Below are 19,823 nucleotides of genomic sequence, written 5' to 3' on the forward strand. Positions count from 1 at the left end.
GCCGGCGAAGGCCGGCAGCATGATCAGCAGCGGCACCACGGCGATGTCCTGGAACAGCAGCACGCCTATCGCCAGCTGGCCGTGCGGCAGGTTCAGCTCCAGCCGTTCCGCCAGCAACTTGCTGACGATGGCGGTGGACGACATCGCCAATGCGCCGCCGACGGCGAAACCTGTCAACGGACTGCCTGTCAGATAGGCGATGGCCATCGCCACCAGCAGCATGGTCAGCGCCACCTGGGCGAAGCCGACGCCGAACACCAGCTGCCGCATCGCCCTCAGCCTGGGCAGGGAAAACTCCAGGCCGATGGTGAACATCATGAACACGATGCCGATTTCGCCGAGGAAGGCGGTTTCCTTGCCCTGCGGGATCAGGTTCATCACCCCCGGGCCGGTCAGGAAGCCCACCACCAGGTAGCCGAGCATGGCCGGCACCTTCAGGCTTCGGCACAAGGTGACCACCAGCACGGCGGCCAACAGGACAAGGACGATGGGGGCCATGGAATGCATCGGCGGTCGGGGCTCCAGGATACGATTGGCAACGGAAAACACGACCGCCAAGCAAAACTTGCACCAGCACCCGCGTCAATCGATTATAACCTTTGATATACTTTTGCCTTATGGAAAAAAATCACACCAGCCGGCTGGAAACGGCGCGCGAAGTGCTGCATGAAGAAGCGGCCGCGCTGAACACGCTGGCCGAACGCCTGAACGGCGACTTCCTGGACGCTGTGGAGGCCATCCTGTCCTGCGAGGGCCGCGTGATCGTCACCGGCATGGGCAAGTCGGGCCACGTGGGGCGCAAGATCGCCGCCACGCTGGCCAGCACCGGCACGCCGGCCTTCTTCGTGCATCCGGCCGAAGCCGCCCACGGCGACCTGGGCATGATCACCGGCGACGACGTGGTGATCGCGCTGTCCAACTCCGGCGAGTCGGCCGAAGTGGTGTCGCTGCTGCCGGCGCTGAAGCTGAAGGGCGGCAAGCTGATCGCGGTGACCGGTCGGTCCGAATCCACGCTGTCCCAGGCCGCTGACATCCTGCTGCACACGCATGTCGAGCGCGAAGCCTGTCCGCTGAACCTGGCCCCCACCACCAGCACCACCGCGCAGATGGCGCTGGGCGACGCGCTGGCCGTCACGCTGATGGAGGCGCGCGGCTTCGGCCAGAGCGATTTCGCGCTGTCCCACCCGGGCGGCAGCCTGGGCCGGCGCCTGCTGGTGCACGTGAAGGACCTGATGCACGCCGGCGAAGATCTGCCGCGGGTGGCGCCGGGCACGCTGCTGAAGGACGCGCTGCTGGAAATGTCGCAGAAGCGGCTGGGCATGGTCACGGTCAGCGAAGCCGACGGCACGCTCCACGGCATCTACACCGACGGCGACCTGCGCCGCACGCTGGAAAAGGGCGTGGACGTCTACCGCCTGAAGATAGACGAGGTGATGGGCCGCAAGCCGCGGTCCATCCAGCCGGACAAGCTGGCGGCCGAAGCCGGCTTCCTGATGAAACAACATCAGATCACCAGCCTGGTGGTCGTCGACGCCCAGGGCAAGCTGGCCGGCGTGCTGCACATGCACGACCTGCTGCGCGCCGGCGTGTTTTAAAACCAGCCGGCCAGTCCCAGCGACTGGCGGCGGCAAGGATCAAGCAATGCGTATGATTTCCGAGCAGGCCCGCAAGGTGAAACTGCTGATCATGGATGTGGACGGCGTGATGACCGACGGCCGCATCTACTACGACGCCCAGGGCGACGAAAGCAAATCGTTCTACGTGCAGGACGGCCTCGGCCTACGCCTGCTGCAAAGCACCGGCGTGCAGCTGGCCATCATTTCCGGCCGCGCCGACCGCTGCGTCGAGCACCGCGCCCAGGCGCTGAAGATCGACCACTACTACGGCGGCGTCCACGACAAGAAAGTCGCGCTGGCCGAGCTGCTGGACAAGACCGGCCTGTCCGCCGAACAATGCGCGTTCATCGGCGACGATCTGATCGACCTGCCCATCCTGACCCGGGTCGGCCTGGCGGTCGCGGTGCCCGAGGCCCCGCCGCAGGTGCGCCAGCATTGCCATTACGTGACCGGCAACCCCGGCGGCCATGGCGCGGTGCGCGAGCTGGCCGAGCTGATCATGCAGGCCCAGGGCACGTTCGAAGGCGTGCTCGCCCGGTATCTGGCATGATCAAGCTGCTGCGCTCCCACCGCCTGTTCCCGGTGCTGCTGATCGGACTGACCGCGCTGCTGACGATATGGCTGGACCAGATTTCGCGCTGGGACAGCCGCCGCCGCGAACTCGATCCGGACAAGCCCGAGTACGTGGCGGAAAACATGATCGCCACCCGCTACGACAAGCAAGGCAAGCTGATGGACCGGCTGATCGCCACCCGCATGTGGCAGTATCCGGGCAAGCCCGACGCCTATTTCGAGAACCCCGACCTGTACCAGTACCAGCAGGGCGTGCTGCAATACCATGTGACCGGCGAGACCGGCCGCTACAACAACAAGAGCCAGCAGGCCTACTTCGACAAGAAAGTCGTTTTGATCAAACCCGCAGACAGCAAGCAGCCCGAAACCCGGCTGGTCAGCAGCGCGATGTTCGTCGATACCGGCAAGCGCTTCGCCAGCTCCAAGGCGCCGTCGGTGATCTACCAAGGCAACTCGGTCGCCAACTCCATCGGCTTCAGCTATCTGGAGTCGCAGGGCCTGCTCAATCTGTATTCCAAGACCAAGATCGTCTATGCCAAATAACTCTCGCATCCTGCTGGCCGGCTTGCTGCTGGCCGCCTCCGCGCTGGCTTACGCCGAACAGGCAGACAAAACCAAGCCCATCGAGATCACCAGCGACAACGGCTGCACCATGGAGCAGACCAAGGGCGTCTCCACCTGCACCGGCAACGTGGTGGTGATCCAGGGCACGCTGCGGCTGAACGCCGACAAGGTGGTCGCCACCCAGGACCAGCAAGGCAACCAGACGCTGCAGGCCACCGGCCGCATCGTCACCTTCCGCCAGAAGCTGGACAACAACAGCGGCTGGATCGAAGGCCAGTCCAGCAAACTGGACTACGACAGCGCCAAGCACTTCGCGGTGCTGACCGGCAACGCCCGCGTCAAGCGCAACGGCGACCTCGTGATCGGCAACGTGATCACCTACGACACCCAGAGCGAGGTCTACCAGGTGATGGGCGGCGGCGCCAACGCCGGCAAGGGCGGACGCACCACCGTGATCCTGCAGCCGAAGAACACCGCGTCGCAGCCGGCGGCCGCCAAGCCCGCCGCCGGAGCCGCCGCGCCATGAAGCACAGCATCCTCACCGTCACCAATCTGAAAAAACGCTTCAAGAAGCGCACCGTGGTCAAGGACGTGTCGCTCAGCATCGAGAGCGGCGAAGTCGTCGGCCTGCTCGGCCCCAACGGCGCCGGCAAGACCACCAGCTTCTACATGATCGTCGGCCTGATCGGCGCCGACGACGGCGACATCCGCCTCGACGACGCGTCCATCACCCACTACCCGATCCATCAGCGCGCCCAGCTCGGCCTCGGCTACCTGCCGCAGGAAGCGTCCATCTTCCGCCGCATGACGGTGGAAGAGAACATCGCCGCCATCCTGGAAATCTCCGGCCTCAAGGGCAAAGAGCTGGAAAAAGAGCTGGATCTGCTGCTGGACGACCTGAACATCGGCCATCTGCGCGACAGCAACGCGCTGTCGCTGTCCGGCGGCGAGCGCCGCCGGGTGGAGATCGCCCGCGTGCTGGCCACCCGCCCCCGCTTCATCCTGCTGGACGAGCCGTTCGCCGGCGTGGACCCGATCGCGGTGATCGACATCCAGAAGATCATCTCCTTCCTGAAGGAGCGCGGCATCGGCGTGCTGATCACCGACCACAACGTGCGCGAGACGCTGCGCATCTGCGACCGCGCCTACATCATCAGCGACGGCTCGGTGCTGGCCTCCGGCGAGCCGGAAGAACTGGTCAACAACGAGAGAGTGCGCGAGGTCTACCTCGGCGAGCACTTCCATCTGTAAACGATGAAACAGGCTCTTCAGCTCAAGGTATCCCAGCAGCTGACGCTGACGCCGCAGCTGCAGCAATCGATCAAGCTGCTGCAGCTGTCCACGCTGGATCTGCAGACGGAGGTGGAGCGCTTCCTGCTGGACAATCCGCTGCTGGAGCGCGGCGACGAGCCCCGCGACGGCGAAGCCGCTCCCGACGGCGCGGAACAGCAGGAAGGACCGGCCGAGTCCCAGGATGCCGACAGCCGCGACGACGGCGCCGGCGAACTGCTGGACTGGGGCGCCGGCAGCCGCAAGGGGGACGACAATGACTTCGACCCCATGCTCAACGTGCCCTGCCCGGTCAGCCTGCGCGAGCACCTGCTGACGCAGCTGGGCGAAATCGCCCTCTCCGACCGCGACCGCGCGGTGATGCGCCTGCTGATCGAGGAGCTGGACGACGACGGCTACCTGCCGCTGGAGCTGGACGAACTGGCCGGCAACCTGCCGCTGGAGCTGGAGCTGGAAGTCGACGAGCTGGCGGTGGGCCTCAGGTTGCTGCAGCAGTTCGACCCCGCCGGCGTCGGCGCGCGCTCGCTGGCCGAATCGCTGACGCTGCAGCTGCAGCGCCGGCCCGGCGGCGAGCCTGAGCACGCGCTGGCGCTGGCCATCGTCCGCGAGCATCTGGCCCTGCTCGGCGGCCGCGACTACGCCCGGCTGAAAAAGCTGCTGCGCTGCGACGACGCGGCGCTGCGCGGCGCGCAGGCGCTGATCGCCCGCCTCAACCCGCACCCGGCCACCGGTTTCGGCCACGGCGAAACCCATTACGTGATTCCCGACATCAGCGTGCGCAAGCTGCGCGGCCGCTGGGCGGCCGAGCTCAACCGCGCCGCGATGCCCCGCCTGCGCGTCAACCGGCTCTACGAGCGCATGCTGGCCGACCAGCGCGCCGGCGGCGAAATGTCGGGCCGGCTGCAGGAGGCCCGCTGGCTGGTCAAGAACATCCAGCAACGGTTTGACACCATACTCAAAGTGGCGGAAGCTATCGTTGAGCGCCAGCAATCGTTCTTTGAGCACGGCGAAGTGGCGATGCGCCCGCTGATCCTGCGGGACATCGCGGAAGAGCTGGGCCTGCACGAATCCACCGTTTCCCGATCCACCAGCCAGAAATACCTGCTTTGTTCGCGAGGCTTGTTCGAGCTCAAGTATTTCTTCGGCAGTTCGCTGGAAACTGAAAGCGGCGGAGAGTGCTCCGCCACCGCGATCAAGGCCCACATCCGCGGCATGATAGACGCCGAGGACCGCGCGAAGCCGCTGTCCGACAGCGCCATCGCCGACGCGCTGGCCAAGCAGGGAATACAGGTTGCCAGACGCACCGTAGCCAAGTATCGTGAAGCCATGCAGATTCCGGCGGTGAATCTGCGCAAGGCGCTGTAAGGGGCCTCAAGAATACAATGCCGCCCGGCAACCCGACCGGGTGGTCAACACCAGAAGGAGCTAGGGTATGAACCTCAAAGTAACTGGCCTGCACCTGGAAGTCACCCCGTCGCTGCGCGAATACATCGAGAACAAGCTCGAGCGCATTACCCGCCATGTCGACCACGTGATCGACATCTCCGTCACCCTGTCGGTGGACAAGCTGGTCCAGAAGGCTGAAGTCAATGTGCACCTGTCCGGCAAGGACATCCACATCGAAGCTTCCGAGGCCGACCTCTACGCCGCCATCGACGTCCTGATGGACAAGCTGGACCGCCAAGTCCTGAAGTACAAGGAAAAGCTGACCGAGCACCGCGCGGTGGGCTCGGGCGAAGCGTCTCAGGCCCAGGCCTCGCTGTAAGGCCGGACTGAAGACAACGGGAGCCTCACGGTTCCCGTTTTTCTTTGCGCTTGCCGGTTTTCAGTACTATCAAGGCAACGTAGAATTCACAGTTTCACCCCAAGAGCCGCATGCATACTCCAACATGACTCTCATCGGCAAGATCCTGACCCCGGACCATATCCTGCTGGATCTGGACGTCGCCAGCAAGAAGCGGGTGTTCGAACAAGTGGGACTGCTCGTGGAAAACACCCGCGGCATCGCCCGCAGCGAGGTTTTCGACAGCCTGTTCAGCCGTGAAAAACTGGGCTCCACCGGACTCGGCCAGGGCGTGGCCATTCCCCACGGCCGCGCGCGCGGCCTCAAGGAAGCCACCGGCGTGTTCATCCGCCTGAAGGCGCCCATTCCCTTCGACGCGCCGGACGGCAAGCCGGTGCAATGCCTGTTCGTGCTGCTGGTCCCCGAGCACGCCACCGACCTGCACCTGCAGGTGCTGTCGGAGCTGGCGCAACTGTTCTCCAGCCGCCAGATGCGCGAGCAGATGCTGGGTGCCTGCGCCCGCGACGAACTGTACAAGCTGCTTTGCGAATGGACGCCCCATGCCTAGCATCACCGTGCGCCGGCTGTATCAGGAAAACCAGCAGAAGCTGAATCTGACTTGGGTCGCCGGCACCGGCGGCTCCGACAACGTGATCGGCAACGACGACCAGCGCCCGACGCTGGCCCTGGTCGGCCACCTCAACTTCATCCACCCCAACCGGGTGCAGGTGCTCGGCCTCGCCGAGGTCGACTACCTGAACAAGCTGGAGCAGTCGGCGGCCAAAACCGCGCTGGACCAGCTGTTCCACAAGAGCATGTCGGTGGTGATGGTCACCAACAACCAGCCGGTGCCCCGGCTGCTGCGCGACTACTGCCACAGCCACAACGTGCCCCTGATGTGCAGCACGCTGGAAAGCCCGTACCTGATGGATGTGCTGCGGATCTATCTGGCCCGCGCGCTGGCGGTGTCCACCGTGCTGCACGGCGTGTTCCTCGACGTGTTCGAGATCGGCGTGCTGATCATGGGCGACTCCGCGATGGGAAAAAGCGAGCTGGCGCTGGAATTGATCTCGCGCGGCCACGGCATGGTGGCCGACGACGCCGTCGAGCTGTACCGCATCGGCCCGGACACGCTGGAAGGCCGCTGTCCGCCGCTGCTGCGCGACTTCTTGGAAGTGCGCGGCCTCGGCATCCTCAACATCCGCACCATCTTCGGCGAGACCGCGGTCCGCCCCAAGAAGGTGCTGAAGCTGATCATCCATCTGGTCAAAGCCAACGATCAGGCGATGCAGGCGCTGGACCGGCTGAACATCCAGTCGGAAACCCAGGACATCATCGGCGTCACCGTGCGCAAGGTGGTGCTGCCCGTGGCCGCCGGCCGCAACCTGGCGGTGCTGGTGGAGGCCGCCGTGCGCAACTACATCCTGCAGCTGCGCGGCATCGACAGCACCCGCGAATTCATCGAACGCCACACCAATTTCTTGCGAGATCAGGAAAATGCGCCTGATATTGATTAGCGGCCTGTCCGGCTCCGGCAAGTCGGTGGCGCTGCGCGCGCTGGAGGATTCCGGTTTCTACTGCGTGGACAATCTGCCCGCCACCATGCTGCCGGAAGCGATGGCGATGTACGCCGACTTCGGCTACAAGGACATCGCCATCAGCGTGGACACCCGCTCCGGCCCCACCCTGGGCGCGCTGCCCAAGGTGGTGGAGTCCCTGAAGTCCCAAGGCATGGATGTGCGGCTGCTGTTCCTGGAGGCCAAGCCGGAGACGCTGGTCAAGCGTTTTTCCGAAACCCGCCGCCGCCACCCCCTGTCCGACACCGGCATCACGGTGGAGGAAAGCATATTGCTGGAGCAGGAGATGCTGGCCGAGGTGCTGGAGCTGGGCACCCGCATCGATACCAGCGAGCTGTCCGCCAACGCCCTCAGAAGCTGGGTGCGCGAGCTGGTAGACGCCGACAGCAGCCAGCTGACGCTGATCTTCGAATCGTTCGGCTTCAAGCACGGCGTGCCGCAGGACGCCGATTTCGTCTTCGACGCCCGCTGCCTGCCCAATCCTTATTACGATCCGCAACTGCGCCCGTTCACCGGCTGCGACCAACCCATCATCGACTTCTTCGCCGGCCGCCAGGAAGTGGCCGAGATGATAGCCGACATCCAGGCGATGATCGCCAAGTGGCTGCCCTGCTACGGCAAGGAAAACCGCAGCTACCTGACGGTGGCCGTCGGCTGCACCGGCGGCCAGCACCGTTCGGTGTACATCATCGAGAACCTGGCGCGCGCCTTCCCCGACCGCCAGGTATTGGTCCGCCACCGCCAGCTGTACCGCGAACACTGACCCTCGGCGGGGCCCGCCGCCCTGCCTGTCCAGCCCGGCTGGAGAAAGAAGCCGATGCCCCGCAAGATCATCACCGTCGCCCTCACCGGTGCCTCCGGCCTGCCTTACGGCCTGCGCCTGATCGAGGCCCTGCTCGCCGCCGGCGCGCGGGTGTGGGTGCTGTACTCCCAAGCCGCCCAGGTGGTGGCCAAGCAGGAAATGCACCTGACCCTGCCCTCCCGCCCGGCCGAGATGAAAGCCTGGCTGCAGGCGCGCTATCCCGCCGGCGACGGCCAGCTGGAAGTGTACGGCCGCGAGGAATGGTTCGCGCCGGCCGCGTCCGGCTCCAATCCGCCGGACGCGATGGTGGTATGCCCATGCTCGATGGGCACGCTGGCCGCCATCCGCCACGGCATGAGCGATAACCTGATCGAACGCGCGGCCGACGTCTGCATCAAGGAGCAGCGCAAGCTGGTGCTGGTGCCGCGCGAGACGCCGCTGTCCGCCATCCACCTGGAAAACATGCTGGACCTGGCGCGCCTGGGGGTGGTGATCCTGCCCCCCGCTCCCGGCTTCTACACCCACCCCAAGAGCGTGGACGACATGGTGGACTTCGTCGTCTCCCGCATCCTCGATCAACTGGGCGTCGAGCAAACCTTGACGCCGCGCTGGGGAGAATGAGCATGGACGGCGGTCCGATCCTGAGCCTGGAGGCGCTGCGCCGGCTGGAGCAGGCCGCCGCCGGCCATGGACTGAACTTGATGCGCCGCGCCGCGCTGGCCGCCGCGGACTGGGTCACCCGCCATTGCCCGCCCGCGTCGCCTCTGCTGGTCTGCGCCGGCCCCGGCAACAACGGCGGCGACGCGCTGCACGCGGCGCTGGCGCTGCGCAAACGCGGCCATCCGCTGACCGTCCTGCAACCCGTCGCGCCGGCCAGCGACGAATGCCGCGCCGCGCGCCGGCAGGCGGAAAAAGCCGGCCTCGCCATCTTGGCCGAGTTGCCTGATGGTGCGCCGCCTCCGGCGCTGCTGATAGACGGCCTGTTCGGCATCGGCCTGTCCCGCCCGCTGGACCCGGCCTGGCACGACCTGATCCATCGGCTGAACCGCCTCGACTGCCGCAAGCTGGCGCTGGACTGCCCCAGCGGGCTGGACGCCTATACCGGGCAGCCGCAAGGCGCGGCCATTCGCGCCGACCACACCCTGACCTTCCTCTGCCACAAGCCGGGACTGTTCGGCGGCCACGGCGCCGACCTCGCCGGCCAGGTCGAGCTGGCGACGCTGGACTGCCCCGCCGGCCTGTATCCGGAGGCCGAAGGCGAGCTCAACCGCCCGCCGGCCGCGGCGCTCGCCCGCAACCGGGACAGCCACAAGGGCAGCTACGGCTCCGTGTCCGTCATCGGCGGCGCGCCCGGCATGCTGGGCGCGGCGCTGCTCGCCGGGCGCAGCGCGCTGGCAGGCGGCGCCGGCAAGGTCTATCTGTGCCCGCTGGACGATAGGCTGCCGGTCGATCCGGCCGCGCCGGAACTGATGGTGCGCCCGGCGGACGAAGCGGCGGACCTGCCCGTCGCCGACGTGCTGGCGGTCGGCCCCGGCCTGGGACAGCAGGAACTGGCGGAGCGGCTGCTGGAACTGGCCATCGCCCGCCCGGTTCCGCTGGTGCTGGATGCCGACGCGCTGAATCTGCTGGCGGTCCGCCGCGATCTGGCCGCCCGCGTCGCCGAACGCCGCGCCCCCACCGTGCTGACTCCCCACCCCGCCGAAGCCGCCAGGCTGCTGCGGCTGGGCGCCCATGAGATTCAGGCCGATCGCGTGACGCGCGCCCGCGAGCTGGCCGCGGGCCTCGACAGCGTCGTCGTGCTGAAAGGCGCCGGCAGCCTGATCGCGCGGCCGGACGGCTATTACCGCGTCAACGACAGCGGCGGCCCGGAGCTGGCCGCCGCCGGCCAGGGCGATGTGTTGACCGGCCTCATCGCCGCGCTGCTGGCCCAGGGCATGGACGCGTTCGGCGCCGCCTCGCTGGCGGTCCGGCTGCACGGACTGGCCGGCGACGGCTACCGCGCCGAAAACGGAGGACCGATCGGCCTCGCCGCCTCCGCCACCATTCCGCGCCTCAGCCGCGCTCTCAACCGCCTGCTGGCCGGGGGCTGAAGCGCTTTGCCGATGACGGCGGTTTGTGGTTAACATCAATCGGCAAGCCACCATACCGGAGAGCCGTATTGTCGTCCGTCCACAACCAGAAAAAAGCCTACGCCTTCGGCCTCGGCGCCGTGCTGGCCTGGTCCACCGTCGCCAGCGCCTTCAAGCTCAGCCTGCAGCACCTCAGTCCGATGCAACTGGTGCTGTACGCCAGCGCCGCCTCCCTGCTGTCGCTGCTGTCCATCCTGGCCTGGCAGCGCCGCCTGCCCGAGCTGGCCGCCGCCTTCCGCCGCCACTGGAAAAGCTCGCTGCTGTTCGGCGCGGTCAACCCCTTCATCTACTATCTGGTGCTGTTCCAGGCCTACTCGCTGCTGCCGGCCCAGGAAGCGCAGGCGATCAACTACACCTGGGCGCTGACGATGACCCTGCTGGCCGTGCCGCTGCTGAAACAGAAGCTGCGCGCCCGGGACGCCGCCGCCGCGCTGATCTGCTATCTGGGCGTGCTGGTGATCGGCACCCGGGGGCGCTTGCTCGAGCTGCACTTCTCCAACCAGCTGGGCGTGCTGCTGGCGCTCGCCTCGACGCTGCTGTGGGCCGGCTACTGGATCTTCAACACCCGCGACACGCGCGAGCCGGTGCTGGGCCTGACGCTGAATTTCGCCTGCAGCCTGCCGCTGAGCCTGGCCTGGTGCGCCTGGCACGGCCAACTGGCGCTCCCCGCCTGGCAAGGGCTGGCCGGCGCCGCCTATGTCGGCGCGCTGGAAATGGGCTTCACCTTCGTGCTGTGGCTGTCGGCGATGAAGCTGACGCGCAGCACCGCCAGCATCGCCAATCTGATCTTCCTGGCGCCGATGGCGTCGCTGCTGCTGATCCACCTGATCGTCGGCGAGGCCATCCTGCCGTCGACGCTGTTGGGCCTGGCGCTGATCCTGGGCGGGCTGCTGGCGCAGAAACTGCCTCTGCGCCGCGCGCAAACGCAGCCGCTGGCCGCACCGCCGTCCTGACCTGGGGCCCGCGCGCGGGCAAGGAGCCGTTCTCGATCCGGCATGGCAATTCCCTCGCCCTCTGCCTACGATTCATTCTGAGGGCACGGGTAAACAGGCACTATGAAAAGCATCAAGACAAGGTTAATGTTATGGCTGATGGCATGGATCACCACCATTCTGGGGACGACCGGACTGTATTTCTACATCCATGACTACAATATCGACCAGAATGACTTCCAGACCCAGCGCGCCGCCGTGCAGTCTCGGCTGTCCCTGTCCCTTCCGCACGGCATCTGGCAACTCGACGACGAGAATGTCCGTCTGGCGCTGGACAGCGAGCTGAGCTGGCCCTCGGTGATCGCCATCAACGTCAAGGGCGAGAGCGGCCTCAACCTCGGCCGCACCCGCGACGCCAACGGCAATCTGCGGGACATGCTGCCCAACGAGCAGCCCAAGGTCGACGACACCCTCAGCATTCCCATCATCTACCAGGGCAAGGAACACCTGGGCACCGCCACCGTCTACCTGTCGCACGACGCGCTGCGCGCGCGCGAAGACCAGCACCTGATCACCATCGTCGCCCAGATCGTGCTGCTGGACGGCCTGATCTTCTTCATCATGTCGTTCAATCTGCAGCGCTTCATCTTCCAGCCGCTGGCCAAGCTGCAGCAGGCGCTGAACACCGCGATCCGCGCGCCGGACGCCAGCGGCGCGCAGATCACCCACCTGGCCGACGACGAGATCGGCGGCATCGTCAACGGCTTCAACCGCATCGTCGCCCGCACCGCCGCCGACCTGGTGAAACGGACCGCGGCCGAGGCGATCGCGCGCGAGGAAAAGGAAAAGGCGCAGCAGGCCTACAGCCAGCTGATGGCGACGCAGGAAACGCTGGTGGAAGCGGAAAAGATGGCCTCGCTGGGCAGCCTGGTGGCCGGCGTCGCCCACGAGATCAACACTCCGGTCGGCATCACCCTGACCGCCGCTTCCCACCTCGGCACCGCCACCTCGCACATCACCGGCAAGCTCGACAGCGGCAACATCAAGAAAAGCGACTTTCAGAGCTATCTCGAGACCGCGCAGGAATGCTGCGAGCTGATCCTGGCCAACTCCGAGCGCGCCGCCAACCTGATCCACAGCTTCAAGCAGGTGGCGGTGGACCAGACCAGCGAGGCCAGGCGCAGCTTCCACCTGCACGATTACCTGAACGAAGTGATCACCAGCCTGAAACCCCGCTTCAAGCACACCAAGGTCACGATAGACATCCAGTGCGAAGAGGACATCCTGCTGGACAGCTATCCCGGCGCGCTGGCCCAGGTGCTGACCAATCTGGTAGTCAACGCGCTGATACACGGCTACGAGAGTGGCGAAGCCGCCGGCACCATCCTCATCGAAGCCCACCGCAACGCCGCCCAGCATGTCTCCATGACCATCAGCGACAACGGCAAGGGCATCACGCAGGAAAACCTGAGCCGGGTATTCGAACCCTTCTTCACCACCCGCCGCGGCAGCGGCGGCAGCGGCCTCGGCCTCAACATCGTCTACAACATCGTGCGGCAGCGACTGGGCGGCAACATCGAGGTTCACAGCGAGGTTGGACAGGGCACCCGATTCACGCTGGACATGCCCTGCATCGCCCCCACCGTCCAGCATAAGGAGAATGTGGCATGAGCCAACAAGCATCCCTTCCAGACGACGACAACTGGCTGCTGGACGACAATGACGGCGAGGAAGCGCCCCGTCCGTCCGAAGTGCGCAAGCCCTGGAAAGTGCTGATCGTCGATGACGAAAAGGACGTGCACACCGCCACCCGCATCGCGCTGCGCGGCATCAGCTACAAGGAACGCCCGCTGGAGCTGCTGAGCGCCTACAGCGGCGCGGAGGCCTTCCAGATGCTGCAGCAGCATGCGGACATCGCGCTGATCATGCTGGACGTGGTGATGGAAAGCGAGGACGCCGGCCTGAGGCTGGTGCACCGCATCCGCGAGGAGCTAGACAACGGCGTGGTGCGCATCGTGCTGCGCACAGGCCAGCCCGGGCAGGCCCCCGAGCAGGAGGTCATCCTCAATTACGACATCAACGACTACAAGACCAAGACCGAACTCACCACGCAGAAGCTGTTCACCACCACCATCGCCTCGCTGCGCGCCTACGAAAACCTGGTATCGCTGGAAAAGAACCGCCAGGGCCTGGCCAAGATCCTGGAAAGCGCGTCCGATCTGTACCAGCTGCACTCGCTGCGGGAGTTCGCGTCCGGCGTGCTGCGCCAGATCAGCGCGCTGCTGGACATCGGCACCGACGGCATCCTGTGCGTGCGCAACGACAATATGGTCGGCCGGCCGGAACTGGAAATCCTGGCGGTGTCCGGCGCCTACGAATATCTGGCCGAATCCGGCGACCTGTCCAACGAGCCGCACCTGGAAGCGGTGTTCCAGCAGGTGTTCAAGGAAAAGCGCAGCATTTACCAGCACCCCTACGACGTGCTGTACATTTCCTCGCGCAACCGCCGCGAATTCGCCGTCCACTTCATGCCGCAATGGCCGCTGGACGCCGTGGAGCGCGACTTGCTGGACGTGTTCTGCCAGCGCATCTCGGCCGCCTACGACAACCTCTACCTGTACAACCAGCTGCGCAGCGCGCAGGAAGCCACGGTGGTGGCGCTTGCCGACCTGGCCGAATTCCGCGACACCGACACTGGCGACCACGTGCTGCGGGTGCAGAAGCTGACCGACGCCATCGCCGCGGAAATGGCCAGCGACAACCGCTACCCTGAACTGATGACCCGGGAATTCATGGACATGGTGGGCATGGCCAGCATCCTGCACGACATCGGCAAGGTGGCGACGCCCGACAACATCCTGCTGAAACCCGGCAAGCTGGATCCGGAAGAACGCGCCATCATGGAGCAGCACGCGACGATAGGCGCGCAAATCCTGGCCAAATCCGCCCAATTAGTGGAGGGTGCCAGCTATCTGTCGCTGGGTTCGGAAATCGCCGGCGGCCACCACGAGCACTTCGACGGCAACGGCTACCCCAACAAGCTGAAAGGACAGGACATTCCCCTGTCCGCCCGCATCGTCGCGGTGGTGGACGTGTTCGACGCGCTGCTCAACAAGCGCCCCTACAAGGAGCCGTGGAGCATGGAAGACACGATGAAGTACATCAACGGCCGCGCCGGCACTCAGTTCGATCCGCATGTGGTGACGGCGCTGAGCCGGCTGGTGAGCGAGGACAGGCTGCCGGTGCAGTTCGGCGACTGAGCCCGTCCGCAACGAAAAACGGCAGCGAAGCGCTGCCGTTTTTCGTTGCCAAGCGATAGGCTCAGGCCACGTAGTTCAACACGCACAGATACTGACAAACGCTGCCGCCCAGCACGAACAAGTGCCAGATGCCGTGGCCGTGGCGTATCTTCTCGTCGTTCAGAAACCAGTAGATGCCCGCGCTGTACAGCAGGCCGCCCAGCGCCAGCCAGAACAGCCCGCCGGGCTCCAGCGCCTCGATCAGCGGCTTGACGGCGATCAGCACCAGCCAGCCCATCGCCACGTACAGGATCATCGACAGCACCCGGGTGCGCCGGCCCAGGGTCAATTCCTGAACGATGCCGAACAGCGCCAACCCCCAGCTGATGCCGAACAGCGTCCAGCCCCAGGCGCCGCGCAGCGTCACCAGCGCGAACGGCGTGTAGCTGCCGGCGATCAGCAGGTAGATCGCCGAATGGTCGCACTTTTGCAGAATGGCCTTCGCCCGCCCCCTGAGGCTGTGGTACAGCGTCGAGATCAGATACAGCGTGACCAGCGTCCCGCCGTAGAGGCTGAAGCTGACGATTTTCCACGGATCGCGCTGCATGGCCGCCTCGACCACCAGCACCACCAGACCGGCTATCGCCAGCAGGGTGCCGGCAAGATGCGAATAGCCGTTGAAGCGTTCGCCGCGATACATATTGTTCTTCCTCGATGCCGGCATCCGGCCGGCCGTTCAAACAAATTTGGAGTCTTATTCGCTCCGCAGGGTTCCATTGTCCCCCGTCCGACGGTCCAAGACCAGCGGTTTGCTCAAACAAAAAGCGGGCCGAGGCCCGCTTGTTTCCCGACAACCACCGGAATCAGGCGCCCAGCGCCTTCAGCACCTCGTCGCGCACGGTTTCCACCGCGCGGGTGCCGTCGATCTTCACGTACTTCGGCGCCTTGGCGCTGCCGCTTTCGGCCAGCTTGCCGTAGAAGCCCACCAGCACGGCGGTCTGTTCGTGGTAGACGGACAGGCGCTTCTTGACGGTTTCTTCCTTGTCGTCGTCGCGCTGAACCAGCTCCTCGCCGGTCACATCGTCCTTGCCGGCCACTTTCGGCGGGTTGAAGGCGATATGGTAGGTGCGGCCCGAGGCCAGGTGCACGCGGCGGCCGGCCATGCGCTCGACGATGGCGGCGTCCGGCACGTCGATCTCAACCACGTAGTCGATATCCACGCCGGCGGCGATCATCGCCTCGGCCTGCGGAATGGTGCGCGGGAAGCCATCGAACAGGAAACCGTTGCCACAGTCGTCCTGGGCGATGCGTTCCTTGACCAGGCCGATGATGATGTCGTCGCGGACCAGGCCGCCGGCGTCCATGATGGCCTTGGCTTCCAGACCCAGCGGGGTGCCGGCCTTGACCGCGGCGCGCAGCATGTCGCCGGTGGAGATTTGCGGGATGCCGAACTTCTCGCGGATGTAGTTGGCCTGGGTGCCTTTGCCGGCGCCCGGAGCGCCCAACAGGATCAATCGCATTTATGTGACTCCAGTCTGTTTGATTTATGAATTCTTTGTGGAGCGCCTACAGCCCCTCTCAAGCGAACAGCCGTCGCACCCGCTCCAGGTCTTCCGGCGTGTCCACTCCGGCGGCCGGCGCCTCGTCCGCCAATGCCACCGCGATGCTGTAACCATGCCAGAGCACGCGCAATTGTTCCAGCGCCTCATATTGCTCCAGCGGTGCCGGCTCCAGTCCGGCGTAGGCGGCGAGGAAGCCGGCGCGGTAGCCGTACATGCCGATATGGCGGTAGACCGGCAGCCCGGCCGGCAGCGCCGAACGGTCGGCGGCGTAGGCGTCGCGGGCGTAGGGAATGGGCGCGCGGCTGAAATAGAGCGCGCGGCCGTTCTTGTCGAGCGCCACTTTCACCACATTGGGATTGAAATGGTCGGCCGCGTCGTGCAGCGCGTGCGCCAGCGTCGCCACCGGCGCGTCGGCGGCGGCCAGCAGCTCGGCCAGCTGGTCGATCAGCTCAGGCTGGATCAGCGGCTCGTCGCCCTGCACGTTGATCACCAGCGCGTCGGCCGGCAGCGACAGCTTGGCGGCCACCTCGGCCAGGCGGTCGGTGCCGCTGGCGTGGTCTTCGCGCGTCAGCACCGCCTCGACGCCGTGGGCGGCGCAGGCGGCCAGGATGTCGGCGTGGTCGGTGGCGACGACGACGCGGGAAGCGCGGCTCTTCGCCGCCTGCTCGGCCACGCGTGCCACCATCGGCTTGCCTGCGATGTCGGCCAGCGGTTTGCCCGGCAGGCGGCTGGACGCCATCCGCGCCGGAATCACCACGACGAAACCGTTCATTTGACTTCTTCTTCCGGCGGCAGCTCGCGCGCCTCGCTCTCCAGCATCATCGGAATGCCGTCCTTGATCGGGAACGCCAGGCGGTCGCCCTTGCAGATCAGCTCTTCCTTGCTTTTGTCGAACACCAGCGGACCCTTGCACAGCGGGCACACCAGGATTTCCAGAAATTTAGCGTCCATGTTTCGTCTTCAAGCGGGCTAGTATCCATTCACACAGATCAGGCGCCAGCGTGGCCTGAACCGGCAAAACCCATAGTCTAGCACGCTGCGCCGCATCATGAAGCGCGCGCGCGAGCTTGACCGCATCCTTGCTGGTGACGATCACCGCGTCGGCGTCGGCTGGAATGTCGCCGGGCGCGAACGCGTGGTGGTCAGGGAAGGACAGCCGCCGATCAACGGCGATGCCCTGCCCCGCCAGCGTGTCGAAAAACCGCTCGGGATGGCCGATGCCGGCCAGCGCCGCCGCCTTCAGCCCGGCAAAACCGGCCGCGTCCCGCGTGCGCGACGCGTCATCCAGCGCATGGCAGGGCCCTGGATGCAGCGACATGGCGAAGCGCGGCAGCGCCGCCGGCAAGGCCAGCGTCCCGCCCGCGCCGTTGACCACCACGGCGTCCACCGTCTCCAGCCGCGACGGCGGCTCGCGCAACGGACCGTTGGGCAGCAGCCTGCCGTTGCCGAGGCCGCGCCTGCCGTCCAACACCGCGATCTCCAGATCGCGCGCCAGCCGGTAATGCTGGAGGCCATCGTCACTGAGGATCAGCTCGACGTCCGGATGCAGCGCCAGCAGATGGCGGCCGGCCGCGACGCGGTCGCGCCCCACCACCACCGGCGCGCCGGCGGCGGCCAGCAGCAATGGCTCGTCGCCGACCAGGGCCGGATCGCTGTCCGGCCTCACTTCGGTCGGCGTCGCCGCCGCGCCGCCATAGCCGCGGCTGATCACCCCGGCCTTGACGCCCCGCGCGGCGAAATCGCGCAGCAGGGCCAGCGTCAACGGCGTCTTGCCGACGCCGCCGACGTTGATGTTGCCGATCACCACCACCGGAACCGCGAGCCTTTCGCTGGTTTTCCAGCCGCGGCGGAACGCTTGCCGCCGCAAGGCGGCCAGCAGGGCAAAAAGCCCTTCCAGCGGAGCCAGAAGGGCTGTCAGCCAGCCTCGCGGCCGGTACCAATGTTGTTCTATCAAACGCATGCCGTTCCAGGCTTCACTTCAGGTTCTGGGTGGCGAACGTCAGTTGCGACAGGCCGGCCTCGCGGGCCGCTTCCATCACGGCGATCACCGACTGGTGGGTGGACCTGGCGTCGGCGTTGACCACCACCACCACGTCGCGCTTGCCGGCCGCGGCGGCCTTCAAGCTGGCCAGCAGCGCGGCCTTGTCGCCGCCGGGCAGCTTGGCGTCGTTGACGGCCATCGCGCCGTCGGCGGCCACCGCCACCTTGATCTCGACGGTCTTGCTCTGTTGCTGCTCGCCCTGCGCGGTCGGCAAGTTGATCTTCAATTCGGAAAAATGCGAGTACGTGGTGGTGACCATCAGGAAGATCAGGATCACCAGCAACACGTCGATCAGCGGGATGAAATTGATCTCCGGCTCTTCCCGGGCTCTGCCGCGACGAAAATCCATGCTCAGCTCCCGTTCTTGCGCTCGCCGTGCGCCACTTCCACCAGCTTGATCGCCTGCGCCTCCATCTCCACCAACAGGCCGTCCACCTTGGAGCGGAAGTAGCGGTAGAACATCATGCTGGGAATCGCGACGATCAGGCCGAAGGCGGTGTTGTACAGCGCGACGGAAATACCGTGCGCCAGCTGCTGCGGATTCGCCCCGCTCGCGTTCTGCGAACCGAAGATTTCGATCATGCCGATCACCGTGCCCAGCAGGCCCAGCAGCGGCGCCATCGCGGCGATGGTGCCCAGCGTGGTCAGCAGGCGTTCCAGCAGATAGGCGACCTGCCGCCCCTCGTCCTCGATCGCCTCCTTCATCACTTCGCGGCTGCCATGCACATTGCGCAGGCCGGCGGCGAACAGGCGGCCCAGCGGCGAATGGCCCTGCAGGCGCTGCAGCAACTCATCCTTGTCGCCTATGCGCCGGTATTCCTGCAAGGTCTGCGCCAACAGCCCCTGCGGCACCACCGCGCCGCGCCGCAGCGTGTACAGGCGTTCCAGAATGATGGCCAGCGACACCACCGACGCGGCGATGATGGTCCAGATCGGCCAGCCGGCCGCTTCAACGATAGCCCACACGAAGCATTCTCCGTCATCAGTACAAACGCCAGACTTTATTCCCTACAGCCGGGTTCAGGCAACCTCGCGGGAATAAATTTCACGCCGCCTGCCACTTTTTTGGGCAAGCACTGTCAAAAGCCGTTGCCACCGGCTTGCCGCGCAACTTATCCACAAGGTTATTCCGCGATTACTGTGGATAAATCGACAAGCGATTGGACGGATATCCCCGCCCCGGCATTGACATCGATCAAGACATTGCCGACGATGGAAATATCCAAACGACCGTTTGAATAAAATGAACCTGCCCATTTGGCTGATCAAGCTGCTGTTCAATCTGTGGCCGCCCTTCCTCGGCGCCGGCATCCGCGTGCACAAGCTGTCTCCCGACTTCCGCCAGGCCGAAGTCAGGCTCAAGCTGGGCCTGGGCAACCGCAACTACGTCGGCACCCACTTCGGCGGCAGCCTGTACGCGATGACGGACCCGTTCTACATGCTGATGCTGCTGCGCCAGCTGGGCGGCGACTACTACGTATGGGACAAGACCGGCAGCATAGACTATCTGAAGCCGGGCCGCGGCACGGTGCGCGCGCGGTTCGATCTCTCCGACCAACAGCTGGCCGACATCCGCGAGCGCACCGCCGGCGGCGAAAAGCATCTGCCAGAGATGACCGTGGAAATCCGCGACGCCGACGACGAGCTGGTGGCCTTGGTACACAAGACGCTGTACGTGCGCAAGAAGCCGGACCGTCGCTGACGGGCGGAGCCCA

24 protein-coding genes are annotated in these 19,823 nt (G+C 65.8%); 16 read left to right on the forward strand and 8 right to left on the reverse strand.

Annotation, left to right across the window (positions count from 1 at the left end; genetic code table 11):
- Positions 1–507: cation:proton antiporter domain-containing protein (locus ACY3GB_RS07195; RefSeq protein WP_463088157.1), on the reverse strand; the 507-nt coding region annotated here is incomplete at its 3' end.
- A gap of 110 nt (positions 508–617) precedes the next feature.
- Between ACY3GB_RS07195 and ACY3GB_RS07200 the strand changes: the two genes are divergently transcribed.
- The 15 genes from ACY3GB_RS07200 (at position 618) to ACY3GB_RS07270 (ending at position 14,526) form a co-directional block, all read left to right on the forward strand.
- Entirely contained in the window at positions 618–1,595 is a 978-nt protein-coding gene (locus ACY3GB_RS07200) for a KpsF/GutQ family sugar-phosphate isomerase (protein ID WP_463088158.1), read from the forward strand.
- 46 nt (positions 1,596–1,641) lie between these two features.
- Positions 1,642–2,166, forward strand: coding sequence for a KdsC family phosphatase (locus tag ACY3GB_RS07205; protein WP_463088159.1), 525 nt, complete (start codon positions 1,642–1,644; stop codon positions 2,164–2,166).
- On the forward strand, positions 2,163–2,732 hold the full coding sequence (gene lptC / locus ACY3GB_RS07210; RefSeq protein ID WP_463088160.1) for an LPS export ABC transporter periplasmic protein LptC: 570 nt from the start codon (positions 2,163–2,165) through the stop codon (positions 2,730–2,732). Before ACY3GB_RS07205 ends, lptC begins: the two co-directional genes overlap by 4 nt.
- Positions 2,722–3,279, forward strand: a complete 558-nt coding sequence (gene lptA / locus ACY3GB_RS07215) for a lipopolysaccharide transport periplasmic protein LptA (protein WP_463088161.1) — start codon at positions 2,722–2,724, stop codon at positions 3,277–3,279. The genes lptC and lptA overlap by 11 nt, the downstream gene beginning before the upstream one ends.
- Positions 3,276–4,004, forward strand: a complete 729-nt coding sequence (gene lptB / locus ACY3GB_RS07220) for an LPS export ABC transporter ATP-binding protein (RefSeq protein ID WP_046155702.1) — start codon at positions 3,276–3,278, stop codon at positions 4,002–4,004. Before lptA ends, lptB begins: the two co-directional genes overlap by 4 nt.
- Before the next feature lie 3 nt (positions 4,005–4,007).
- Positions 4,008–5,408 carry an RNA polymerase factor sigma-54 gene (locus ACY3GB_RS07225; RefSeq protein WP_463088162.1) on the forward strand — a complete coding sequence of 467 codons (1,401 nt, stop codon included), beginning with the start codon at positions 4,008–4,010 and terminating at the stop codon, positions 5,406–5,408.
- A gap of 67 nt (positions 5,409–5,475) precedes the next feature.
- On the forward strand, positions 5,476–5,808 hold the full coding sequence (hpf, locus tag ACY3GB_RS07230) for a ribosome hibernation-promoting factor, HPF/YfiA family (RefSeq protein WP_463088163.1): 333 nt from the start codon (positions 5,476–5,478) through the stop codon (positions 5,806–5,808).
- Positions 5,809–5,932: 124 nt separating this feature from the next.
- Positions 5,933–6,394 (forward strand): PTS IIA-like nitrogen regulatory protein PtsN, encoded by a 462-nt coding sequence (gene ptsN / locus ACY3GB_RS07235; protein ID WP_231152062.1) that lies wholly within the window; start codon positions 5,933–5,935, stop codon positions 6,392–6,394.
- Positions 6,387–7,343: an HPr(Ser) kinase/phosphatase gene (gene hprK, locus ACY3GB_RS07240; protein WP_021476575.1), complete on the forward strand. Its 957-nt coding sequence runs from the start codon at positions 6,387–6,389 to the stop codon at positions 7,341–7,343. Before ptsN ends, hprK begins: the two co-directional genes overlap by 8 nt.
- Positions 7,324–8,166, forward strand: a complete 843-nt coding sequence (gene rapZ / locus ACY3GB_RS07245) for an RNase adapter RapZ (protein WP_463088164.1) — start codon at positions 7,324–7,326, stop codon at positions 8,164–8,166. The genes hprK and rapZ overlap by 20 nt, the downstream gene beginning before the upstream one ends.
- Positions 8,167–8,220: 54 nt before the next feature.
- Positions 8,221–8,826: a flavin prenyltransferase UbiX gene (locus tag ACY3GB_RS07250; RefSeq protein ID WP_463088165.1), complete on the forward strand. Its 606-nt coding sequence runs from the start codon at positions 8,221–8,223 to the stop codon at positions 8,824–8,826.
- Positions 8,827–8,828: 2 nt separating this feature from the next.
- Entirely contained in the window at positions 8,829–10,295 is a 1,467-nt protein-coding gene (locus ACY3GB_RS07255) for an NAD(P)H-hydrate dehydratase (RefSeq protein WP_463088166.1), read from the forward strand.
- Between the two features lie 68 nt (positions 10,296–10,363).
- Positions 10,364–11,287, forward strand: a complete 924-nt coding sequence (locus ACY3GB_RS07260) for a DMT family transporter (RefSeq protein WP_463088167.1) — start codon at positions 10,364–10,366, stop codon at positions 11,285–11,287.
- 138 nt (positions 11,288–11,425) lie between these two features.
- Complete coding sequence (locus tag ACY3GB_RS07265) at positions 11,426–12,937, forward strand: sensor histidine kinase (protein ID WP_346561807.1); 1,512 nt, start codon at positions 11,426–11,428, stop codon at positions 12,935–12,937.
- Positions 12,934–14,526, forward strand: coding sequence for a DUF3369 domain-containing protein (locus tag ACY3GB_RS07270; RefSeq protein WP_463088168.1), 1,593 nt, complete (start codon positions 12,934–12,936; stop codon positions 14,524–14,526). Before ACY3GB_RS07265 ends, ACY3GB_RS07270 begins: the two co-directional genes overlap by 4 nt.
- Before the next feature lie 61 nt (positions 14,527–14,587).
- Here ACY3GB_RS07270 and trhA read toward each other — a convergent pair whose 3' ends face one another.
- From trhA to ACY3GB_RS07305, 7 genes are all read right to left on the reverse strand, one after another.
- Entirely contained in the window at positions 14,588–15,205 is a 618-nt protein-coding gene (gene trhA / locus ACY3GB_RS07275) for a PAQR family membrane homeostasis protein TrhA (protein WP_463088169.1), read from the reverse strand.
- A 163-nt stretch (positions 15,206–15,368) separates the two neighbouring features.
- A complete protein-coding gene (gene adk / locus ACY3GB_RS07280) occupies positions 15,369–16,025 on the reverse strand; it encodes an adenylate kinase (RefSeq protein WP_463088170.1) in 657 nt (218 codons plus the stop codon).
- A gap of 58 nt (positions 16,026–16,083) precedes the next feature.
- Positions 16,084–16,839 carry a 3-deoxy-manno-octulosonate cytidylyltransferase gene (kdsB, locus tag ACY3GB_RS07285; RefSeq protein WP_463088171.1) on the reverse strand — a complete coding sequence of 252 codons (756 nt, stop codon included), beginning with the start codon at positions 16,837–16,839 and terminating at the stop codon, positions 16,084–16,086.
- Positions 16,836–17,018 carry a Trm112 family protein gene (locus tag ACY3GB_RS07290; protein ID WP_046155690.1) on the reverse strand — a complete coding sequence of 61 codons (183 nt, stop codon included), beginning with the start codon at positions 17,016–17,018 and terminating at the stop codon, positions 16,836–16,838. Before ACY3GB_RS07290 ends, kdsB begins: the two co-directional genes overlap by 4 nt.
- Positions 17,008–18,027 carry a tetraacyldisaccharide 4'-kinase gene (gene lpxK / locus ACY3GB_RS07295; protein ID WP_463088172.1) on the reverse strand — a complete coding sequence of 340 codons (1,020 nt, stop codon included), beginning with the start codon at positions 18,025–18,027 and terminating at the stop codon, positions 17,008–17,010. The genes ACY3GB_RS07290 and lpxK overlap by 11 nt, the downstream gene beginning before the upstream one ends.
- A 13-nt stretch (positions 18,028–18,040) precedes the next feature.
- Entirely contained in the window at positions 18,041–18,457 is a 417-nt protein-coding gene (locus tag ACY3GB_RS07300; RefSeq protein ID WP_021475097.1) for an ExbD/TolR family protein, read from the reverse strand.
- A gap of 2 nt (positions 18,458–18,459) precedes the next feature.
- The gene (locus ACY3GB_RS07305; RefSeq protein WP_463088173.1) at positions 18,460–19,074 is read right to left on the reverse strand and encodes a MotA/TolQ/ExbB proton channel family protein; all 615 of its coding nucleotides are present in this window, start codon (positions 19,072–19,074) and stop codon (positions 18,460–18,462) included.
- 277 nt (positions 19,075–19,351) lie between these two features.
- Between ACY3GB_RS07305 and ACY3GB_RS07310 the strand changes: the two genes are divergently transcribed.
- On the forward strand, positions 19,352–19,810 hold the full coding sequence (locus ACY3GB_RS07310; protein WP_463088174.1) for a DUF4442 domain-containing protein: 459 nt from the start codon (positions 19,352–19,354) through the stop codon (positions 19,808–19,810).
- Positions 19,811–19,823: the final 13 nt, after the last annotated feature.

The organism is Chromobacterium sp. Ag138, assembly GCF_055181315.1.

Excerpts from the sequence above, each read along its gene's own strand:
- ACY3GB_RS07250 (WP_463088165.1), top strand. The coding sequence starts at position 8,221 with ATGCCCCGCAAGATCATCACCGTCGCCCTCACCGGTGCCTCCGGCCTG.
- hprK (WP_021476575.1), top strand. The coding sequence starts at position 6,387 with ATGCCTAGCATCACCGTGCGCCGGCTGTATCAGGAAAACCAGCAGAAG.
- adk (WP_463088170.1), bottom strand. The coding sequence starts at position 16,025 with ATGCGATTGATCCTGTTGGGCGCTCCGGGCGCCGGCAAAGGCACCCAG.
- kdsB (WP_463088171.1), bottom strand. The coding sequence starts at position 16,839 with ATGAACGGTTTCGTCGTGGTGATTCCGGCGCGGATGGCGTCCAGCCGC.
- ACY3GB_RS07255 (WP_463088166.1), top strand. The coding sequence starts at position 8,829 with ATGGACGGCGGTCCGATCCTGAGCCTGGAGGCGCTGCGCCGGCTGGAG.
- lpxK (WP_463088172.1), bottom strand. The coding sequence starts at position 18,027 with ATGCGTTTGATAGAACAACATTGGTACCGGCCGCGAGGCTGGCTGACA.
- ACY3GB_RS07300 (WP_021475097.1), bottom strand. The coding sequence starts at position 18,457 with ATGGATTTTCGTCGCGGCAGAGCCCGGGAAGAGCCGGAGATCAATTTC.
- rapZ (WP_463088164.1), top strand. The coding sequence starts at position 7,324 with ATGCGCCTGATATTGATTAGCGGCCTGTCCGGCTCCGGCAAGTCGGTG.
- ACY3GB_RS07290 (WP_046155690.1), bottom strand. The coding sequence starts at position 17,018 with ATGGACGCTAAATTTCTGGAAATCCTGGTGTGCCCGCTGTGCAAGGGT.
- lptC (WP_463088160.1), top strand. The coding sequence starts at position 2,163 with ATGATCAAGCTGCTGCGCTCCCACCGCCTGTTCCCGGTGCTGCTGATC.
- ACY3GB_RS07310 (WP_463088174.1), top strand. The coding sequence starts at position 19,352 with ATGAACCTGCCCATTTGGCTGATCAAGCTGCTGTTCAATCTGTGGCCG.
- ACY3GB_RS07205 (WP_463088159.1), top strand. The coding sequence starts at position 1,642 with ATGCGTATGATTTCCGAGCAGGCCCGCAAGGTGAAACTGCTGATCATG.
- ACY3GB_RS07270 (WP_463088168.1), top strand. The coding sequence starts at position 12,934 with ATGAGCCAACAAGCATCCCTTCCAGACGACGACAACTGGCTGCTGGAC.
- trhA (WP_463088169.1), bottom strand. The coding sequence starts at position 15,205 with ATGTATCGCGGCGAACGCTTCAACGGCTATTCGCATCTTGCCGGCACC.
- ptsN (WP_231152062.1), top strand. The coding sequence starts at position 5,933 with ATGACTCTCATCGGCAAGATCCTGACCCCGGACCATATCCTGCTGGAT.
- lptB (WP_046155702.1), top strand. The coding sequence starts at position 3,276 with ATGAAGCACAGCATCCTCACCGTCACCAATCTGAAAAAACGCTTCAAG.
- lptA (WP_463088161.1), top strand. The coding sequence starts at position 2,722 with ATGCCAAATAACTCTCGCATCCTGCTGGCCGGCTTGCTGCTGGCCGCC.
- ACY3GB_RS07225 (WP_463088162.1), top strand. The coding sequence starts at position 4,008 with ATGAAACAGGCTCTTCAGCTCAAGGTATCCCAGCAGCTGACGCTGACG.
- ACY3GB_RS07265 (WP_346561807.1), top strand. The coding sequence starts at position 11,426 with ATGGCATGGATCACCACCATTCTGGGGACGACCGGACTGTATTTCTAC.
- ACY3GB_RS07200 (WP_463088158.1), top strand. The coding sequence starts at position 618 with ATGGAAAAAAATCACACCAGCCGGCTGGAAACGGCGCGCGAAGTGCTG.
- hpf (WP_463088163.1), top strand. The coding sequence starts at position 5,476 with ATGAACCTCAAAGTAACTGGCCTGCACCTGGAAGTCACCCCGTCGCTG.